This window comes from Pseudomonas syringae (assembly GCF_023278085.1).
Lineage (GTDB): Bacteria > Pseudomonadota > Gammaproteobacteria > Pseudomonadales > Pseudomonadaceae > Aquipseudomonas > Aquipseudomonas syringae_Q.
Map to the genome: position 1 here is coordinate 4,389,916 of NZ_CP066265.1, position 20,085 is coordinate 4,410,000.

Sequence of the window (20,085 nt, forward strand, 5' to 3'; positions counted from 1 at the left end):
ATAGGAACTGGAGGCCATCAAACAATTTTTGAGCCAGTACGGAGCCGGGATGGATAATGAAGAAGAGGCAAGACTCAAGCTTGCAGTCTCTGGGCTTTATGAGCTTGCAGTCGTAAATCTGTCGACAGTCATGAACCTCAGTCATGCATTGCTCAGCTCAGACAACCTGCCCGCTAAAGCCAGGATCGCCGCTCAGTGCGCATTTGACAGCATCCAGAGCCAGATCGACATCCTGCAGAAAATCAGTGATATTGAGGGCGAAAATGCCTAGAAACAGCATTGATTTCGGGATATTCCAGACGCACTACGAACAGTTGAAGAAGGATGGTGGCTCCGAAGGACCACCCGGAGATGGGCAAATGGAAGCTCGTGTAGCGAATCTTGAAAAGACGATTCCTGAAATAAGAGAGCGCCTTGCGCGTATCGAAACAAAGCTCGATGGCGTACACCATAAATTTGAGGATGTAGACAAGCGTTTCGACGCCGTGGATAAGCGGTTTGAAGCCGTAGACAAGCGTTTTGATGCTGTAGATAAGCGGTTTGAGGGCGTAGACAAGCGTTTCGATGCCGTCGATAAGCGGTTTGAAGCCGTAGACAAGCGTTTCGATGCCGTTGACAAGCGTTTCGACACCATCGAGGAGCGCATGGCGACCAAGACAGATCTCGAGGTCCTGCGTGGATCAATATCAACGGATGTTCAGAAATCCATTTCCGATGCCTCCTGGCGTTTTATTCAGATTTCTGTGGTGCTTGCGGGTCTCGCCTTCACAGCAGCCAAATACATAAGCTGATTTTTGACGATAGGTGTGCACATGCGGATTTTTCCGTTGCAGTGCGTACTTTCTCCCTTTACCCCAATCACATCCCGCTTTAATCTCGGCGCGCATTAATCTGGCTGGGAGCCATCGCATGAGCATTAACATTGACGTCAACACCAACCCCACGGAAGAGGATCGTCTGGCGATTCTGGAGCCGTTGAAGCGTTTCAATGCCGAACAGGCGGGGGACGGAAAATCCGAAAAGGTGGCGATGTTCATTCGTGATGACGAGACGCGGGAGATTCTCGGTGGGCTGCACGCTCGCATTCTGTTCGAGTGGCTGTTCATCGAGCTGCTGGTCGTGCCGGAGCAGGCCCGGGGCCGAGGCATGGGCTCGCGCTTGATGCAGATGGCTGAAGACCTGGCGATAGAAAAAGGATGTGTCGGCATCTGGCTGGACACTTTCGACTTCCAGGCGCCGGACTTCTATCGGCGTCACGGTTACGCCGAGTTCGGCCAGATCGACGACTATCCGCCGGGCCACAAGCGCTTCTTTTTCCAGAAGCGCTTGTCGAGCAAGTAGCCCTGACGCTAGCGTCAGACCTTGAACCTGCCCGCCGGAGTATTGCAGGAGATTGCCAGGCGAGGCAGTTCCTGACTTGGAGGTACTGAGATAACTGAAGGTACCGAGATAACAAAGTGTTCATCTGACCGAGACGCGACAGTTGAAAACCTGCAATAGGCGAAACGATTCATCTGCTCTGTAACGTTCAGAAACACGGTGAGAATATTCCCAAGCCGTGTAACAAGAACTTTCCGCGCCTGCTGCGTTACTATTTCCCGCTTATGGTCAATCAGAGCCTTGAATCAGGATGCCCTCCTCGTCCGCCGAGCACGCTGCACCTTTACCTGCCATCCTCGCGGGCCCGTTGTTACGTCGTCAGGAAGCCAATCGTCTGGTGCTGTGGCTGGCAGGCTCACGTCCGCTTGAGCTGACCCTGCGTTTGCGCGCGAACGGCAATGCAGCGGCCGAAGCGTTCGACGACTATCGGCTTGACGGGCAGCAAGTCCAGGTGATCGCAGCAGGTCGTCATGCGTTTATTCATCTGATTGACCTGCACCTCGACGCCGAACTGCCCACCGATGAGTGGATCGATTACGACCTGCTGGTGGACGGTGAGCCAGGTGGCATCGCCGAATGGGCGCCGCACCTGCTGTACCCGGGCGCCCGTTACCCGAACTTTGTGGTGCGCGGCAGCATCGACCACTTGCTGCATGGCTCTTGCCGCAAGCCACACCATTGCGCAGCGGACGGCCTGCTCTGCGTGGACCGATTACTGGCCGACACCAGGGAACCGCAGCAACGTCCTGCCCTGTTGATGATGAGCGGCGACCAGATCTACGCCGATGATGTCGCCGGGCCGATGTTACGCGCCGTTCATGCGCTGATCGGGCGCCTGGAACTGTTCGATGAGCTTCTCGATGGCGCCGTGGTCGAGGACAGCGCCAGCCTCTACAAGCACCCGGCGAGCTATTACCAGCGCGCCGACCTGTTGCCTGCGCTGAAAAGCAACGACACATTGCGCGAGCGATTCTTTGGTGGTGCGAGCAAGCCGGTGTTTACCAGCAGCACGGCGGACAACCATCTGGTGACGCTGGCAGAAGTGTTGGCCATGTACTTGCTGGTCTGGTCACCGACGCCCTGGACGCTGATCGAACCGGACATGCCACAGCTCGACACAGAAGAGCTTGAGCGTTACGCCAGAGAGCAGCAGCTGATCGACGACTTTGTCGCCGGGCTTGGAGGCGTTGCCCGTGCGATGGCGCATGTGCCTTGCATGATGATCTTCGATGACCACGACATCACCGATGACTGGAATCTGTCAGCAAACTGGGAGCACACCGCCTACAACCATCCGTTTTCAAAACGCATCATCGGCAACGCCTTGCTGGCCTATCTGTTGTGTCAGGGCTGGGGGAACAATCCCGACCCGCTCAACGACCTGATCCGGCAGGTCCATGCGCTGACTGTGCAGGCAGTCGGCAACGACAATCAGCTGGACAGCCCGTCTCAGGACGCGCTGATCGATCAGTTGCTGAAGTTTCAGCAGTGGCACTACGTTCTGCCAACCAGCCCGGCTCTGGTGGTGCTGGATACGCGTACGCGACGCTGGCGCAGTGAATCGAACTTCAACCACCCGTCCGGTCTGCTGGACTGGGAAGCACTCAGTGAACTGCAGCAGGAGCTGATCGATCATACATCAGCGATTATCGTGTCGCCCGCGCCGGTGTTCGGGGTCAAGCTGATCGAAGCAATACAGCGAATTTTCGCCTGGTGCGGCTATCCGCTGCTGGTGGATGCGGAGAACTGGATGGCGCACCGGGGCGCGGCGAATGTCATTCTGAACATCTTTCGCCACTCCAGAACCCCGGGTAATTACGTGATTCTGTCAGGCGATGTGCACTACTCGTTTGTCTATGAAATCCTGATTCGCCAACGCAGTGGCGGGCCTCATATCTGGCAGATCACCAGCAGCGGTATCAAAAATGAATTCCCCCGACGCTTACTGGATACTTTTGATCGGTTGAATCGCTGGTTATACTCCCCCCGCTCACCGCTGAACTGGTTCACCAAGCGACGCCTGATGAAAGTCATCCCGCGCACGCCCGAGCATAGCAAGGCCGGTGAACGCTTATGGAATTCGGCAGGTGTCGGTCAGGTTTTCTTCAATGAACAAGGCCAGCCGACCCTGATCAACCAACTCAATGCCAACGGTGAATCACCTACCTGCTTCGTCGAACCGGAAGATTACCGTGACGAACGGTCTGGAATAGATCGCAGTTTTCTGGAAAACGACCGGAAAACAAGGGATAGTCACCGCTAAACTTATCGGCAATTGCCGGGTCGATAGTTGCTACCAGTCAGGTTTGCGGCACACCCTGGCAAGCATTATTTCCTGGAGAGCGCCCCCGTGATAACCAATCAACGCATAGCCAGACTCAACGCCTGGGGCGCGCATGGCTTCACCGCCACCGGCGTAGTCCTTGCGTTTCTGGCTACCATTGCCCTGTTCAACAATGAACCGAAAGCCTGCCTGCTGTGGCTCGGCGCCGCGCTGATTGTAGATGGCGTGGACGGCTCGCTGGCGCGCAAGGTCAACACCACCTCGGTACTCCCGCACTTCGACGGTTCAGTGCTGGACCTGGTGATTGATTACCTGACCTACGTGTTCATCCCGGCACTGTTCATTTACCGGTACATTCCGGTCCCGGACTACACGCTGCTGCTGAGCGTTTCGGTGATTCTGGTCTCGTCGCTGTTCTGTTTCTGCAATGTCGACATGAAGAGCAAGGACAACTACTTCCAGGGCTTCCCGGCTGCATGGAACGTGGTTGCACTGTGTCTCTATATCCTGTCGCCAACGCCCTGGCTGACGTTTGTCACGATCATTGCCCTGGCACTCCTGACCCTGACCCGCATGAAGTTCCTGCACCCGTTCCGCGTTCGCCGCTTCATGCCGATCAACATTGCGGTCACCACTGTATGGCTGTTGTCCAGCGCATTGCTGATCATCAACCATCCGCACAATGGCCCGGTGGTCATGGGCCTGTGGATGACCATGTCGGCGTACTTCCTCGGGATCTGTATCTGGAGAACGTCGCTGGAATGGCTGGGCAGGCTCAAGGCCTGACGCTGAAGTCAGCATAAACAGCTCGCTGATCGCCTTGCGCGGTCAGCGAGCTTTTTTATGTGGAGCTAGTTGCCTTCAGACTGCGCTTCGGCAGCAGGCCGGACCTTGCCGAAGTGATGCGTTGTGTAGCAGCACAGGCCTAACCCGCCAAGGGCCAGCAGGCCGCCGACAATACCGACACTAGCAACCCCCAGCTGGCTGCTTACCACGCTGCCGAGCAACGCCCCGCCGCCGATACCGATGTTAAAGATGCCCGAGAACAGTGCCATCGCCACGTCGGTCGCATCCGGTGCCAGCGCCAGCACTCGCGCCTGCAACAACAGCCCGAAACACATGATCGCCATGCCCCACACCACGGTCAGCGTGCCGAGCATCGTTGCATCACCGGAGAGTGGCAACAGCATCAGCAGGCACAACGTCAGCGTGCCGATGGCGGTGATCAGCAGCCCGTTCGGGAAGCGATCGCTGAACAGGCTGAAGATGATCGAGCCCATGATCCCGGCACCGCCGAAGACCAGCAGCAGGATCGTGGTCATTTCGCCACTGAGTCGGGACACGGTCTGCGTGAACGGCTCGATGTAGCTGTAGGCGGTGAAATGGGCGGTGACCACGATGGCGGTCAACAGGTAGATCGCCATCAGACGTGGACGCTTGAACAGAATCGGCAGGCTGCGCAGCGAGCCGGAGTTCTGACTCGGCAGCAACGGCAACGCACGCGCCAGCAGGAACACCACCAGCGCAGCGACCCCGGCGATGCCCAGGAATGTGATGCGCCAGCCCAGCGCTTCACCCAGCACGCGCCCCAACGGAATGCCCAGCACCATCGCCAGTGAGGTACCGGTCGCCAGCAAGCCAAGCGCCTGAACCTGCTTGCCCGGCGGCGCGATGCGCACGGCCAGCGATGCCGTGACCGACCAGAACACCGCATGCGCAAACGCAATACCGACACGGCTTACCAGAAGGATCGCGAAGCTGGAAGCCATCGCAGAGATCACGTGACTGACCACAAACAGGCCGAACACAAACATCAGTAGCTTGCGGCGCTCGATATTGCGCGTCGCCAGCATCATCGGCAGCGACATCAGTGACACGACCCAGGCATAGATGGTGAGCATCAGCCCGACCTGTGCCGGTGTCATGTCAAAGCTCTGGCCGATGTTACTCAGCAAGCCAATCGGCACGAACTCGGTGGTATTGAAAATGAAGGCTGCCAGGGCCAGCGCGAATACGCCAAGCCAGCTGCCTGCGCTTTCATTTTCGGTGGCGTTCGGAGGGATCGTTATCAAGAATTTACAGCTCTCTAAAAATGTTCCAGCCCGGAGGCCAACCGCCACGCATGAAACTCACGCCTGGCACCTGTACAGAAAAACATGGCTCGCCCCACTGAAAAACCAACGCAAAAACGCTCCGCTCGACCTTTAGAACCGGGCGCAGTGTGCAAAGTGGATTATTGTGAATATGGGGGATACAGCCAGATGACACGAATTCTACGGACCGCCAAGGTGGATCACAACCCGTCCATCGCTCTGGGACTTTACAAGTGACCGCCGGTCGTCAGTCGCCAAGGAAACGCTGCCGGTGCTCAGGCGACGGCAACAGGCAGTGATCATAGCGCCCGAACAGGCGGTAACGGTTGAGTGCAATGCGGTTGTAGGCCCAGTCACGCAGAAATCGCGGAAAGACCCGCAGCACTTTGAGCAGCGGCCACGGCGCAGGCAATAGCCCCATGATGTGCAGGAAAGCGTCCGAGCGGACGAACACACGGTTGTTGACGATGACCGCGATGGTATGAAATTCGTCCAGCGGCAGCCCGGCCCATTTCAGCAGTGCCTGGCCTTCTTTCGACTGCACGGCTGCCAGTCGCAGGCGCTGGTGTGGGTCGTGACGAATCAGAAACCGGACCACGCCATTGCACAACTTGCACACGCCATCGAACAGCACGACGCATTCATCAGGCTGCAAATAAGGTGCGGGGGTTGTCGACATGATTTATCTGCCTTGGGAGAGCTACCGCCTGTTGCAGCAGCACACAGGCATGGCGCGTCTGGAAACCTGAACACCTCGTCTGTCGATTGACCGGCGAGGCGTTCACGTTAAAGCGATTGCGCGACCGGATCAAACTTTCCGGACGAACTCGGACTTCAGCTTCATGGCGCCGATGCCATCGATCTTGCAGTCGATGTCGTGATCGCCGTCGACCAGACGGATGTTCTTGACCTTGGTGCCCACCTTGACCACCAGCGAAGAACCTTTGACTTTCAGGTCTTTGATAACGGTGATGGTATCGCCGTCCTGCAGCACATTGCCGGTGGAGTCCTTGATCACCTTCACGTCGTCGGACGCATCAGCGCTACCCGCGTCAGCGGACCACTCATGGGCGCATTCCGGACAGATCAGCAGGCTGCCATCTTCGTAGGTGAATTCGGAATTGCATTTCGGGCAGGACGGTAAGCTCACAGTGGTTCTCGCATCGAAGGGAGGTAAAAACCATGAATTATAAAGGGCTTTTCCCGTTTCAGGTTAATCGCCCAGTGACAGCGCTCTGCCGGCAGTGCTTTTCACGAAGCGTTCTGCAATGCTAGCGCCACAACCAAGGCTCGGAAAACCTGATGATCGCCGCACACTTTGCCCCATTCGAAGATCTGGCCACCCGGCTGATCCCACACACCCACGCCGAAAAGGTCGACGGTTCGCACGACGTCTCGCACTTGCTGCGCGTCTGGAAGAACGTCTGTGCCATCCGTGACCATGAAGGCGGCGATGCCCGTGTGTTGATCGCCGCGACACTGCTGCATGACTGTGTTTCGGTCGAGAAGGATTCACCGTTTCGATCTGGCGCCTCGCGACTGGCAGCGGCGCGGGCCAGCGAATTGCTGGCCGGAATGGGCTGGGATGGGGAAAGCATCGCGGCGGTGGCCCACGCTATCGAGGCGCACAGCTTCTCGGCAGCGATAACCCCCTTGACGCTTGAGGCGAAGATTCTGCAGGACGCTGACCGGCTTGACTCTCTGGGCATGCTCGGCGTCGCGCGAACCTTCTATGTATCAGGCCGGATGGGCCGATTGCTCTACGACCCGATAGATCCTCACGCCAGCCAGCGCTCGTATGACGACAAGAACTTTGCCGTTGATCACTTTCATACCAAGCTGCTGCACCTCGCTGACGGCTTCAAAACTCACGCAGGTGAGCGGATGGCAAAGGTCAGACACACTCGCTTGAAGCGCTTTCTGGATGAATTGATGGAGGAAATCGGCGCGCCTCAAGCCTGAGCCGTTGCCTGCTTGCGGATTAAACGCAAGATGTCATAAAGACATCACACAACTGCCCTATAAACGGCTCTCCGAGAAGGTCAGCGTGTTCATAGGGGTCGTGTGCCGTGAAAAGATTTATGCCTGGTTTTTTACGTCGGCGAACCACAACGACGCTACTGCGCCGCTTCAGGATCACCCCGCGGCTGGTGATCTGCTTCGGCATCAGCTCAATGCTGATGGTCGCATTGGGCGCGTTCTGTCTGCTGCAAATGCAAGACATCCGCGAGCAAGGCGAAGCCGTCGAGAGCGGTGCGCTGCCCAGTATCGCCATGGCTGATGCCATCGCCATCGGCTTGGTCAAACTGCGTAGCGAAACCACTCGTCTGATCGCCAATGCCGATGATCCAGGCGCGGTCATCAACAGTAAGATCAACGTCGAACAACTCAAGAACGAGGTCGAGAAAGGTTTCGCGGAGTACCTGGCACGTGTTCAATCCGGCACTGAGCACGACTCCATCGTCGCGCTGCAGGATGCCTACAAAGCGTTCATGCCCGGATTGCAGGATCAGATCGCACTGATCGAGCAGAACAAACTGGATGAAGCCAGAATGCTGGCCAACACCATGCTTGCGCTGCAAGGCGACCTGATGGACATGCAGGTGCAGCTGCTGCGCGAACTGAACAAACAAAGTGCCGCCAGCGCCGTCGAAGCTGCGGGCGCCAGCTACGAACAAGCCCGAATCATCGCGCTGAGTGCGATTGCAGTGGCCCTCGCGCTGACCCTGTTGCTGGCCTGGCGTCTGAGCGTCAGCATCATCCATCCGGTTCGTCAGGCCCTGCACATCGCCAGCACCATCGCCGATGGCGACCTGAGCGAGCATCAGATTCCGCAAGGCAAGGATGAGACTGCACAACTGCTGATCACGCTGGGCCGTATGCGCAGCAATCTGCACAGCACCATTGACCAGATTTACGCAGCGGCGACCCAGTTATCGCAATCGGTGCAGGAGATGGGCAGCATCGCCGAGGCCAGCGCGCTCAATCTGCAATTGCAGAACGACGAAATCGAACAGGCCGCCGTTGCCGTCAACCAGATGAGCCAGGCGGCCGTTGAAGTAGCCGGCAACGCCAGCAATACCGTGACCGAATCCGAAGCCTCGACCCAGGCGGCGGCACAGGGCAAGGACAAGCTGTCGGCAACCATCAGTTCGATCAAGGAACTGACAGAAAACGTGCTCGACTCATCGCATCAGGCCGAAGGGCTGGCCGAGCGTACGCAGAGCATCAGCAGCATTCTCGATGTGATCCGCGCCATCGCCAACCAGACCAACCTGCTGGCGTTGAACGCAGCCATTGAGGCCGCGCGTGCGGGCGAGGCAGGACGCGGGTTTGCCGTGGTGGCCGATGAAGTCCGTTCGTTGGCGCAGCGCACCAGCGCGTCCACTGCAGAAATCGAAGGCTTGATCAGCGGAGTGCAGCCGAGCACGCAACAGACGGCCAGTTCACTGCGGCATACGGCGACTCAGGCAAACCTCACGCTGGAACAGGCCGCCGCGACCGGTGAGGCGCTGAACGTCATCATCAGCTCGACAGCCACCATCAACGACCGCAATCTGCTGATCGCCAGTGCCGCCGAACAGCAGGCGCAGGTCGCGAGTGAAGTGGATCGCAACCTGAGCAGTATTCGTGATCTGTCTAGCCAGACGGCTTCAGGGGCACAGCAGACCACTGTCGCGAGCAATGCCTTGGCGATGCTGGCGACTGACTTGAACCTGATGGTGCAGCGCTTTGTCTTGTGAGGGCCTGATTACCGCCCGTCAGCACGTTCAAAAACAGGCCGACGAGCGATAACAGCGCCTAAAGAGGCGGCGATCAGTCCTGCGGACGCAGGCGGTATTGCGGCGGCAGTTGCTCAAAGCCACTGATGGTCACGTCGAGGCTCTTCCAGCGGCCATCCTTGATGCCGTAGATGCAGCCATGCACAGACAGGCTCTGCCCACGGTGCCAGGCGTTCTGCACAATGCTGGTATGGCCGACGTTGGCCACTTGCTGAATCACGTTCAGTTCGCACAGACGGTCGACACGCTCTTCTTCGGTCGGCAGTTTGGCGAGCAATTCGCGGTTTTCGTAATACAGATCACGAATCGTGCGCAGCCAGCCGTCGATCAGGCCGAACTGACGATCCTGCATGGAGGCACGCACACCGCCACAGCCATAGTGGCCGGTCACCAGGATGTGTTTGACCTTCAATACGTCTACCGCGTACTGGATCACTGACAGGCAATTCAGATCCGTGTGCAGCACGACATTCGCCACGTTGCGGTGGACAAACAGATCACCGGGCAACATACCGACGATTTCGTTGGCCGGCACGCGCGCGTCCGAACAACCGATCCACAGGAATTCCGGCGTTTGCTGGCGGGCCAGCTTGGCGAAGAACTCAGGGTCCTCCTGCTTTATCGCATCGGCCCAGCGTGCATTGTTATCAATCAGGTCTTGTAGCTCGTTCATGCTTTGACGCCTCGATAATGATGCCCAGCCTTGGACTGGTGTCCGATCCTTTAAGTCACGGTCAACAAAAAAGGAATCTTCAAAGTCATGGCCGGTCAACTTTTTACGACCACCTGAAATGAGGATTTCTCATGAACGATTCACGCCGTCCGTTCGGTGCTACCGAACCGGAACCCATCGACGATAACGAAGACCGCATGGGCTCCATGGAAACACTCGATTTCGACGAGGAAGAACCGGGCCGTATCGGCGATCTTATCCCTGAAGGCGAGCTGCAACATGAAATTCCGGATCAGCGCGTGCGCGAAGCGGGCCTCACGGGGGCATCGACGGATGATCACCACTCGACCGACGATGATCTGTCTCCCGAAACCCTGATTCGTGAAGACGGCGCTCGCTCCCCGTCCGAGCAGGGCGATGGTGACCCGGCCGACCTCGACCTGACCGTAGTCGACGAAGATGACATTGGCGGTGGCAACGGGCTGGATGAGGAAGAATTGGCAATCATCGACCCGCTGGACGGCAACCAGCGCTGATCCAGGCAGCTAGTCCAGCAGGGTGCAGGCCATCACCACGGCGTCTTCACGGCCGCCGTCGGGTGCCGGATAGTAATCACGACGCCGGCCTATCTCGTTGAAACCGTAGTGTTCATACAGGCGATAGGCTGGCCGATTGCTGTCGCGCAGTTCCAGAAAGCATTCGCGGGCATTGAGCTGGTAAGCGCGCTTCATCAGATGATCCAGCAGCAGCAAACCCAGGCCACGGCCCTGGTTTTCCGGTTTGACGGTGATGTTGAGCAGGTGCGCCTCATCGATGATGACCTGGATTACACCATGGCCGACCTGCTGCGCGCCTTCGAACATCAGCCAGATTTCGTAGGATTTGAGCCCGTCGAGGAAGATCCCGCGTGTCCACGGGTGGCTGAACGCTGCGTATTCGATTTTCAGCACCGCATCCATGTCGGCTTCGGTCATGCGGCGGAAGGTTACGGCGTCACTCATCAATCGATTTCCAGCGCGTCATCAGCCGACGCATGGCTTTCCAGACGTCCGCCTTGCGTTGCGGCTCGTCCATCATTAATTCAAGGCCCGGCAGCGCCCAGGCAGCCCCCAGACCTTCGACCTGAAGTTCCAGATTGTACGACTCGGCATCCACTTCACCGGCGTATTTCATCGAAGGCAAACCGATCAGCCACAGGCAGGCGCAGGCTTCGTCTTCCAGCCGTGCGCCGACAAAACCCTGCACAAAATCACGCGCCGCTTCCGGACCCTGATCCATCTGACCGCGCACCAGCAACGGCCAGCGCACTGGCTCGCCGATAATCTGCGGGCTGTCGGGCAGACCGGCAGCGCGCAGCATATCCTTGAGCAACAGATAGGAAGGATCACGGCTCTGAAAGGGCTGGCCAGTCGTCAGTTCGACCAGCAACAGGCAGCGCCCGGCACGCAGCAATTGCAGAGCAAAACGCGGCGGTGGCACGACCGCAGCCTTGGGCGGCGTCGGCGCGGCTTCTTCAGCGACCGGTGCGGCCGTGCGGGTGCTGGCCAGTGACGGACGCGGCACCTCGATCTTCGGCCGCTCGGGCTGCCGCGCTATTGGCACAACGTTTGAAGCTTCAGCCGGTGCAGCCTGCTCGACCGGCGCTGCAGCAGGCGCAACGCCGTGCACCGCGACCGGCGGCGGCAACGGCGCGAGCAGTTCCGGGCGCGACGGCGCGGCGAAGGGCAGTTCTGTGCGCGGCAGCCAGTTGACCACCTGCATGGCGGTCAAATAAGCGCGGCGACGGGACTCGTTGAGCAAAGGTCAGCCACCTGTGGATAAGTTGAGCGCGCAATTCTAGCGTTGTTCGTCTTTTCGCGCTGCAGCATATCGCCGCGAGGTGAAATATCAGGCGACTGATGCAGTACAATCGCCGCTTTTCACTTGCCAACAGTCGGCCTAACGATGATCGAACCCAAGCGCGTCCTGCGCGCCCTCGCCGAGCACTGGGCGCTACTCGAGCCCTTATGCGAACATTTCGACCAGGGCACGCTGAGCCTGAGCGAGCTGCGTCTGCAACTGGCCGCACAGCAACAGGACAGCACCCCGCAAGACATCACCAATCTGCTGGACGTGTGGATTCGTCTGGACATTCTGGTGCCCGTGGCGAAAAGCCCGAACCGCTTCGAACTGAATGCGCAGATTCACGATTTCCTGTCCTACCTGCGCCGCGAGCACCGGCTGGGCCTGTGTCTGGAAATCGAAGCCTATCTGCGCCACCTGGAACGACTGGCCGGTTACATTCAGGACGCGTTCGATGTGCGCGATGCCAACGATCTGGCCAGACAGCTGCGGCTGCTGGACATGCGCGTGCGGGATGTGCTCAAGAAGCTGGCCAATGACGAACAGGCGCTGGTCGCAGTCGCTGACCGGGCCAAGACCAGCGACCGGCAGATCCCGCTGCGCCAGCGCTACGCGGAAGTGCTGGCCACCTGGGACGAATACGTCGAGCCGATGATCCAGCTGGTCAACGCTGACGGTGCTTTCGAACAAGGCGTGCGCAAGGTCGAGGTCGTCCTGCTGCGCCTGTTGACCGAACAGCAGCGGCTTGGCCATCTGGTGGATGACGACATGCTGCTGCGTACCCACGCGCGCATTCTGGAAATGCAGACCAGCGCCCAGCTGACCCTGCGCCACGCTCGTGAGCTGCTGCTGCCGCTGCGCGAAGAAGCACGTCGCCATAACGCCGTGACCCGCGGCGCGGCGCTGGCCTTGTCCGCGATCCGCCGCAAGGGACTGGACGCGGTGCCACAGGCTGCCATGCCGATGTTCACCCGCCCGCAAAGCACTTTTCTCGGCAGTGCAAGCCAGGTTGAGGCGTATGTCTATGCCCTGGCACGCTTCGAACCCAAGCCCGCGAAGTTTCCCAAGGCCAGCGGCACCCGCAAGGGCGAGCCGCCACGTGCGCCGCGCACGGTCAAGGAAATGCTTGAGCGCTGTGAAGACGCCCTGCCGATGCCGGACCTGATGATCTGGCTGCTGGAGCAGGAGCCAACGGGCGAAACCGAAGAGTTGTTGTACTGGTTTTCGCGACTGTCGCGTGACAAGCGCTTTGCCCGCGAACGCCTTGAGCGTCGCGAATACTTCACCCGGGAGCATCGCGTCAGCCTGCGCTCCTTTGCCCTGCTCGCTGCGCAAGACGAGCAGCCAGAGAATTCCGAGAGCCCTGTTCATGCATCTTGATCTATCCGAAATGTCCCAGCTCGCGCCGATCTTTCGCGAGCTGTTCAAGGGTTACCACATCAGCCGCCGCGACCCGGAGCTGTACGCTCAATTGTCCAACTGCCAGGACCAGTACCGCACGCTGTTCAAGGCACTGGGGTATGAGCTGGTCTGCGACACACGTGGTTTTTATTACTTCGTGCCTGAACTGGCCGCTGCACAGGTCAACAAGACCGCACAGCGTCTGGCGCTGTTCACCTTCATCTTGGTCGAGCACCTGGCTGATCAGGGCCGTGACCCGATGTCGGTGCTGGACGGCGGCAGTCTGGGACGTGATGAACTGCCTTCGATGCTGGAAAAGTACCGCGATCTGTTTCTCCAGGCTGAAGTGCAGACTCAGGAAGAGCTGGAAGAGAAAATCATGCGTCGCATGACCCAATTGGGGTTCGCCAGCGAAGAAGTCGGCATTTACCGTTTCCTGCCACCGATGCACCGCTTTCTCGATGTCTGCCTGTCGGTGCAACAGGACCGCGACCTGGCGGCCAGCCTGCACAGCGCTTTGCCACTGCCGACGCCAGTGCTCATCGATGACGACAGCGACGAAAAGCTGCTGGAAACCGATGACCCGCTGGATCTGGATGAATTCAGCGAAGAAACCGAGGAAGACGCGCTGGCCCGGGCAATCGCCGATGAGCAACGACAGGAGATGGACACATGAGCCAGGAACGTTATGGCATCCGCCGCTTCGCTCTGCTGAACACTGCCGGTTACAGCCTCGGCCTGTTCCCGCTGGAAAATCCGTTGTCGGTGTACGGCGCGAACAACCTGGGCAAGAGCGCCTCGATCAACGCTCTGCAATTCCCGATTCTGGCGCGCATGTCGGACATGAGCTTCGGCAAGTACAGCCTTGAGCAATCCCGGCGCTTCTATTTTGCATCTGACACCAGCTACATTCTGGTGGAAGTCTCCCTGCCGCACGGCCCGCATGTGATAGGCGTCGTAGGGCGCGGTCCAGGCGGTGGCTTCGGTCATCAATTCTTCGCCTATGCCGGTGAACTGGATCTGGGTCACTACCAGAAGAACGACACCTGTCTGCGTCAGAAAGAGCTGTTCAGCAATCTGGAAAGCCAGGGCCTGAAAGCCTATGAGCTCAAGCCGGATGAGCTGCGTCGCTTGCTGGTCGGCGGTCATACCTCAATTCCACTGGACCTGACGCTGATCCCGTTGCGCTCCACCAGCGAACAGAGCCTCAAGACCTTCCGTGCGCTGTTCATCAACCTGCTGCACATGCGCGAAATCACGGCGGCCAAACTCAAGCAACTGTTTCTGGATGCGTTCGAGCACAGCCTGCGCTCGGGCAGCGTCGATTACATCGCGGCCTGTGAAGAAGCGTTCCGCGACGTGCGCCGCATGGAACAGGATTACAACTCGCTGGTGCTGGCCGGTCCGCTGGTCGAAGCGCTGGCTGCGGGCGTCAAACAACGCGACCTGCTGCGCGGCAAGCTGCATCGCCTGTCACCGATTCTCGATTCGTTGCTCGGCACCTGGTCGGACTATTCCGGCGCGCGCAAGGAAGAACTGGTCACCCAGGCCGAGCATTACCGTGCCCAGCAGGATGAAATGCAGAACGACCAGCGCAGCAGCACTCAGGAGCTGATGCGCCTGGAGCGCGAGATTAGCGGCCTGCAGCGCTGGATCGGCGAGTTTTCAGTGCTCAAGAATCGCTTCGCGCTGGTCGATGACGTGAAAGTGCTGGAGCAGCAACTGCTGGCGGCCAAGGATGCTCACGATGAACTGGCCGGGGCGCTGGCACAGTCCCGGCAGTTCAGCGCCGAGGATCTGGGCGAGCGTCTACGGGATCTCGAGCAACGGCTCAAATCGGTCAGGCAGCAACTCGATCATGCCGACAACAACAGCTATGCCCGCTTGCGTGAAGAGTTTTCCCAGCCGGACGTAGAGCGCCTGATGCGCCTGTTCAACAGCGCCCTGTTCAGTTTGCCGCTGGGCGAACAAGGCATTGCGCTGGACGATGACGGCGCCTGGGTCAAATCACTGGAAACCATTCTGGACGGCTTCAAGGGCGATCAGTTTGCGGTACCGGGGTTAAATATCAATCTGTCGAGTATCGAACCTCCAGCCCTGCAAGCGCTTGCTGATCGTGCCGCACTGCGCGACCAGAAAGAACGTCTAGAGAAAGAGCTCAAGCAACTGAAAACCCAGCAGGCGGTAGCTGCCGACCGTTCGGCGAGCAAGACTCAGACCGAAGCGCTGTACCAGCAGGTGCTGGATGCTCAAAAGGCGCTTGAAGACTTCCGCCGTTGCCAGACCTTGAGCGCTGAGGAATCCTCCAAGCTGGAAGAACTGGCGCAAATGGAGGCCGCTCAGGACGAACTGAAACGCTCCAGCGACGCGTTCACCGAACGTGTGCAGCAACTGTCAGCCAAGCTGCAACTGATTGCCCGCCAGATTGGCGATATGGAATCCAAGCAACGCACGCTGGACGACGCGCTACGTCGCCGTCAGTTGCTGCCCGCGGATTTGCCATTCGGCACACCGTTCATGGACCCGATTGACGATTCCATGGATAACCTGCTGCCACTGCTCAATGATTATCAGGACAGCTGGCAGGGCCTGTTGCGCAGCGATGGGCAGATCGAGGCGCTGTATGCACAGGTTCGCCTGAAAGGTGTGGCCAAGTTCGACAGCGAGGACGATATGGAGCGTCGCCTGCAACTGTTGATCAATGCCTATGCGCACCGCAGCGAGGAAGCGCTGACACTGGGCAAGGCTCGTCGTGCTGCGGTGACCGACATTGCGCGCACCCTGCGCAACATTCGTAGCGACTACGACAGCCTTGAGCATCAACTGGCGCTGTTCAACCGCGAGATCAACAAGCGCCAGGTCTCGAACCTGGCAAGTTTCCGTATCGTGCTCGCCCCTAACAAGGAAGCGCTCAAGCACATCGATCAGATCATCCACAGCGCCGGGCAATACGAAGAAGGCGAAACACTGTCGGTGTTCGATCTCAGCCAGAGCGCCGAGCAGGACAACAAGAACGAAGAAGCCAAGGAATATCTGGCGCGGCTTGTGGCTGCCAACCATAACCAGTTGGGCTTGAAAGACCTGTTCGAGCTGGCATTCGAGATCACCAAGGTCAATGGTCAGCCGGTTATCCACACCGATATCGATGGCGCGGCCTCCAACGGCACCACGATGACCATCAAGGCACTGACCAACATGTACTTGCTGTTGCACTTGATGGATCGCGATCAGGCCGGGCGGGTGCGGTTGCCTTACTACCTCGACGAAGCCGCAGACATCGACGAGAAGAATCAGGCAGCATTGCTGGAAACGAGTCTGCAACTGGGCTTCGTTCCGATTCTGGCCAGTGTGAAGCCGCAGGTATCGGCCCATGTAGCCATCGACCTGGAAGGCGGCAGTGGACCTAATGGCATCTACATTGATGAAGCGGACTGGAAATACATTCAGCGTCGTGATGAGGTGAAACCAGAGGTTCCAGAGCTGGCTTCGTAAAGGCAGTTTTAATCAGAAGGCCGCATGGGAATGCGGCCTTTTTTGTTGTCCGGAATTCAGACCTTCATCCTGTACAGCCGATAATTGGTGAGCTGATGGTCGAAGTGCGCCGGGTCAAAATCATCACCATACCAATCCAGTATGTCGTCGTAATCCGGGTGAGCGGGGTTCGTGATCACTGCGAGAAACTCCGCATAGCCCAAACTACCGCCTATGTCCTCTGGCGGACAGGCGTTAGCCCCGTCGATGCAATAAGGCACTTGCGGGCACGATTCATTGGGCCGTTTCTTCTCGACTTTGATCTTGTGCTCCCAGCAGTCACCAAAGTCATAGAGGTAGTTGAACGTCTTTTTCCCGGCCAACGTCTTGATCAATGTCTTCCTGCTTTCGGAGTGTACAGTCGACGCCCTGTCATCAGCGCCTTGATTGCTGTAGCGCTCACCGTTCATTTCGAACTCATGCAGGTGCCCATCTTCCCAGCCCATTACACACTGAATGATGGCGTGCAACCTGACCAAGGTAATGGTCTCTGGCACGACTACCCGACGCCAGGTCTTGGGTTTGACACCTTTCAATTCAATGTGCAAAACCAGCAGAGCTGCTTCAGGCTGGGTGGCGAGAGTGTTATTGACCATGCACTGACCATCCTCTTGCATTGGATTTGAAATATTACGCACGTTGATAGCCCATAGCGTAACGTTGAAAAGACCTGTGCACCCGGCTCTATATGTTCGGCCCGTTGCTGCGCAACACGCCCAAAGACCAAAGTTTACCAAAGCTAAAAAACAAAAACCCTCAACGCGTGAGCGATGAGGGTTTTTGGAATTTAATCTTGACGATGACCTACTCTCACATGGGGAAACCCCACACTACCATCGGCGATACATCGTTTCACTGCTGAGTTCGGGATGGGATCAGGTGGTTCCAATGTTCTATGGTCGTCAAGAAATTCGGGTACCGAGTCGTGCCTTGCGGCGCGCTTCAGCAAATCGGGTATGTGACAGTCAGTCGTTCAGGTGTTGTTCGTGACCGCAAACCTTCGGTTCGTGTCATCTCCACAGTCACCGCAATCTGGCCTTTCGATCAAATTGCTTGGGTGTTATATGGTCAAGCCTCACGGGCAATTAGTATTGGTTAGCTCAACGCCTCACAGCGCTTACACACCCAACCTATCAACGTCGTAGTCTTCGACGGCCCTTCAGGGAACTCAAGGTTCCAGTGAGATCTCATCTTGAGGCAAGTTTCCCGCTTAGATGCTTTCAGCGGTTATCTTTTCCGAACATAGCTACCCGGCAATGCCACTGGCGTGACAACCGGAACACCAGAGGTTCGTCCACTCCGGTCCTCTCGTACTAGGAGCAGCCCCTCTCAAATCTCAAACGTCCACGGCAGATAGGGACCGAACTGTCTCACGACGTTCTAAACCCAGCTCGCGTACCACTTTAAATGGCGAACAGCCATACCCTTGGGACCGGCTTCAGCCCCAGGATGTGATGAGCCGACATCGAGGTGCCAAACACCGCCGTCGATATGAACTCTTGGGCGGTATCAGCCTGTTATCCCCGGAGTACCTTTTATCCGTTGAGCGATGGCCCTTCCATACAGAACCACCGGATCACTAAGACCTACTTTCGTACCTGCTCGACGTGTCTGTCTCGCAGTCAAGCGCGCTTTTGCCTTTATACTCTACGACCGATTTCCGACCGGTCTGAGCGCACCTTCGTACTCCTCCGTTACTCTTTAGGAGGAGACCGCCCCAGTCAAACTACCCACCATACACTGTCCTCGATCCGGATAACGGACCTGAGTTAGAACCTCAAAGTTGCCAGGGTGGTATTTCAAGGTTGGCTCCACGCAGACTGGCGTCCACGCTTCAAAGCCTCCCACCTATCCTACACAAGCAAATTCAAAGTCCAGTGCAAAGCTATAGTAAAGGTTCACGGGGTCTTTCCGTCTAGCCGCGGATACACTGCATCTTCACAGCGATTTCAATTTCACTGAGTCTCGGGTGGAGACAGCGCCGCCATCGTTACGCCATTCGTGCAGGTCGGAACTTACCCGACAAGGAATTTCGCTACCTTAGGACCGTTATAGTTACGGCCGCCGTTTACCGGGGCTTCGATCAAGAGCTTCGCTTGCGCTAACCCCATCAATTAACCTTCCGGCACCGGGCAGGCGTCACACCCTATACGTCCACTTTCGTGTTTGCAGAGTGCTGTGTTTTTAATAAACAGTCGCAGCGGCCTGGTATCTTCGACCGGCGTGGGCTTACGCAGTAAATGCTTCACCCTCACCGGCGCACCTTCTCCCGAAGTTACGGTGCCATTTTGCCTAGTTCCTTCACCCGAGTTCTCTCAAGCGCCTTGGTATTCTCTACCCAACCACCTGTGTCGGTTTGGGGTACGGTTCCTGGTTACCTGAAGCTTAGAAGCTTTTCTTGGAAGCATGGCATCAACCACTTCATGTTCTAAAAGAACACTCGTCATCAGCTCTCGGCCTTAAGATCCCGGATTTACCTAAGATCTCAGCCTACCACCTTAAACCTGGACTACCAACGCCAGGCTGGCCTAGCCTTCTCCGTCCCTCCATCGCAATAACCAGAAGTACAGGAATATTAACCTGTTTTCCATCGACTACGCTTTTCAGCCTCGCCTTAGGGACCGACTAACCCTGCGTCGATTAACGTTGCGCAGGAAACCTTGGTCTTTCGGCGTGGGTGTTTTTCACACCCATTGTCGTTACTCATGTCAGCATTCGCACTTCTGATACCTCCAGCAAGCTTCTCAACTCACCTTCACAGGCTTACAGAACGCTCCTCTACCGCATCATCATAAGATGATACCCGTAGCTTCGGTGCATGGTTTGAGCCCCGTTACATCTTCCGCGCAGGCCGACTCGACTAGTGAGCTATTACGCTTTCTTTAAAGGGTGGCTGCTTCTAAGCCAACCTCCTAGCTGTCTAAGCCTTCCCACATCGTTTCCCACTTAACCATGACTTTGGGACCTTAGCTGACGGTCTGGGTTGTTTCCCTTTTCACGACGGACGTTAGCACCCGCCGTGTGTCTCCCATGCTCGGCACTTGTAGGTATTCGGAGTTTGCATCGGTTTGGTAAGTCGGGATGACCCCCTAGCCGAAA

18 protein-coding genes, 2 rRNA genes and 1 pseudogene (1 of these 21 only partly in view) are annotated in these 20,085 nt (G+C 57.6%); 12 read left to right on the plus strand and 9 right to left on the minus strand.

Annotated elements, in window-relative coordinates; all coding sequences use genetic code 11:
* Positions 1–49 precede the first annotated feature (49 nt).
* From I9H07_RS19570 to pcsA, 5 genes are all read left to right on the plus strand, one after another.
* Positions 50–271, plus strand: coding sequence for a hypothetical protein (locus tag I9H07_RS19570; protein WP_024672669.1), 222 nt, complete (start codon positions 50–52; stop codon positions 269–271).
* Positions 264–791, plus strand: coding sequence for a hypothetical protein (locus I9H07_RS19575; RefSeq protein ID WP_236425268.1), 528 nt, complete (start codon positions 264–266; stop codon positions 789–791). The genes I9H07_RS19570 and I9H07_RS19575 overlap by 8 nt, the downstream gene beginning before the upstream one ends.
* 118 nt (positions 792–909) lie before the next feature.
* On the plus strand, positions 910–1,341 hold the full coding sequence (locus I9H07_RS19580) for a GNAT family N-acetyltransferase (protein WP_058392835.1): 432 nt from the start codon (positions 910–912) through the stop codon (positions 1,339–1,341).
* A 289-nt stretch (positions 1,342–1,630) separates the two neighbouring features.
* Complete coding sequence (locus tag I9H07_RS19585) at positions 1,631–3,643, plus strand: alkaline phosphatase D family protein (RefSeq protein ID WP_236425269.1); 2,013 nt, start codon at positions 1,631–1,633, stop codon at positions 3,641–3,643.
* Between the two features lie 87 nt (positions 3,644–3,730).
* Positions 3,731–4,450: a phosphatidylcholine synthase gene (gene pcsA, locus I9H07_RS19590; protein WP_024672672.1), complete on the plus strand. Its 720-nt coding sequence runs from the start codon at positions 3,731–3,733 to the stop codon at positions 4,448–4,450.
* A 65-nt stretch (positions 4,451–4,515) separates the two neighbouring features.
* Here pcsA and I9H07_RS19595 read toward each other — a convergent pair whose 3' ends face one another.
* The 3 genes from I9H07_RS19595 to I9H07_RS19605 all read right to left on the minus strand — a co-directional run bounded on the left by I9H07_RS19595 (position 4,516) and on the right by I9H07_RS19605 (position 6,907).
* Positions 4,516–5,736 carry a sugar transporter gene (locus tag I9H07_RS19595; RefSeq protein ID WP_024672673.1) on the minus strand — a complete coding sequence of 407 codons (1,221 nt, stop codon included), beginning with the start codon at positions 5,734–5,736 and terminating at the stop codon, positions 4,516–4,518.
* A gap of 268 nt (positions 5,737–6,004) precedes the next feature.
* Complete coding sequence (locus I9H07_RS19600) at positions 6,005–6,436, minus strand: thiol-disulfide oxidoreductase DCC family protein (RefSeq protein WP_024672674.1); 432 nt, start codon at positions 6,434–6,436, stop codon at positions 6,005–6,007.
* Positions 6,437–6,565: 129 nt separating this feature from the next.
* Complete coding sequence (locus tag I9H07_RS19605; protein ID WP_007253080.1) at positions 6,566–6,907, minus strand: zinc ribbon domain-containing protein YjdM; 342 nt, start codon at positions 6,905–6,907, stop codon at positions 6,566–6,568.
* A gap of 152 nt (positions 6,908–7,059) precedes the next feature.
* On the opposite strand from I9H07_RS19605, the gene I9H07_RS19610 reads away from it, so the two are divergent.
* The 3 genes and pseudogenes from I9H07_RS19610 (at position 7,060) to I9H07_RS25185 (ending at position 9,500) form a co-directional block, all read left to right on the plus strand.
* Positions 7,060–7,719, plus strand: coding sequence for an HD domain-containing protein (locus I9H07_RS19610; protein WP_236425270.1), 660 nt, complete (start codon positions 7,060–7,062; stop codon positions 7,717–7,719).
* Positions 7,720–7,838: 119 nt separating this feature from the next.
* Positions 7,839–8,417, plus strand: a pseudogene (locus I9H07_RS25180) (MCP four helix bundle domain-containing protein); the annotation flags it as partial.
* Between the two features lie 378 nt (positions 8,418–8,795).
* Positions 8,796–9,500 (plus strand): methyl-accepting chemotaxis protein, encoded by a 705-nt coding sequence (locus tag I9H07_RS25185; RefSeq protein WP_419204725.1) that lies wholly within the window; start codon positions 8,796–8,798, stop codon positions 9,498–9,500.
* 73 nt (positions 9,501–9,573) lie between these two features.
* Here I9H07_RS25185 and can read toward each other — a convergent pair whose 3' ends face one another.
* Positions 9,574–10,212: a carbonate dehydratase gene (gene can, locus I9H07_RS19620; protein WP_003345939.1), complete on the minus strand. Its 639-nt coding sequence runs from the start codon at positions 10,210–10,212 to the stop codon at positions 9,574–9,576.
* A gap of 131 nt (positions 10,213–10,343) precedes the next feature.
* Between can and I9H07_RS19625 the strand changes: the two genes are divergently transcribed.
* A complete protein-coding gene (locus tag I9H07_RS19625) occupies positions 10,344–10,748 on the plus strand; it encodes a hypothetical protein (protein WP_024672677.1) in 405 nt (134 codons plus the stop codon).
* 9 nt (positions 10,749–10,757) lie between these two features.
* On the opposite strand, the gene rimI is transcribed toward I9H07_RS19625, so the two are convergent.
* Both rimI and I9H07_RS19635 read right to left on the minus strand, forming a co-directional pair.
* Positions 10,758–11,213: a ribosomal protein S18-alanine N-acetyltransferase gene (gene rimI, locus I9H07_RS19630; protein ID WP_024672678.1), complete on the minus strand. Its 456-nt coding sequence runs from the start codon at positions 11,211–11,213 to the stop codon at positions 10,758–10,760.
* Entirely contained in the window at positions 11,206–12,012 is an 807-nt protein-coding gene (locus I9H07_RS19635; protein ID WP_024672679.1) for a hypothetical protein, read from the minus strand. Before I9H07_RS19635 ends, rimI begins: the two co-directional genes overlap by 8 nt.
* 144 nt (positions 12,013–12,156) lie before the next feature.
* Between I9H07_RS19635 and mksB the strand changes: the two genes are divergently transcribed.
* The 3 genes from mksB to mksF are packed head-to-tail and all read left to right on the plus strand — an operon-like array spanning position 12,157 to position 16,947.
* Positions 12,157–13,434 (plus strand): Mks condensin complex protein MksB, encoded by a 1,278-nt coding sequence (gene mksB / locus I9H07_RS19640; protein ID WP_024672680.1) that lies wholly within the window; start codon positions 12,157–12,159, stop codon positions 13,432–13,434.
* Entirely contained in the window at positions 13,424–14,131 is a 708-nt protein-coding gene (gene mksE, locus I9H07_RS19645; protein WP_024644835.1) for an Mks condensin complex protein MksE, read from the plus strand. Before mksB ends, mksE begins: the two co-directional genes overlap by 11 nt.
* Positions 14,128–16,947, plus strand: coding sequence for an Mks condensin complex protein MksF (gene mksF / locus I9H07_RS19650; protein WP_236425738.1), 2,820 nt, complete (start codon positions 14,128–14,130; stop codon positions 16,945–16,947). Before mksE ends, mksF begins: the two co-directional genes overlap by 4 nt.
* A gap of 56 nt (positions 16,948–17,003) precedes the next feature.
* On the opposite strand, the gene I9H07_RS19655 is transcribed toward mksF, so the two are convergent.
* The 3 genes from I9H07_RS19655 to I9H07_RS19665 form a co-directional block, all read right to left on the minus strand.
* Positions 17,004–17,582 (minus strand): plasmid pRiA4b ORF-3 family protein, encoded by a 579-nt coding sequence (locus tag I9H07_RS19655; RefSeq protein ID WP_236425737.1) that lies wholly within the window; start codon positions 17,580–17,582, stop codon positions 17,004–17,006.
* Positions 17,583–17,777: 195 nt separating this feature from the next.
* A 5S ribosomal RNA gene (gene rrf / locus I9H07_RS19660) occupies positions 17,778–17,893 on the minus strand.
* A 157-nt stretch (positions 17,894–18,050) separates the two neighbouring features.
* Positions 18,051–20,085: ribosomal RNA gene (locus I9H07_RS19665) — 23S ribosomal RNA — on the minus strand (it continues 859 nt past the right edge of the window).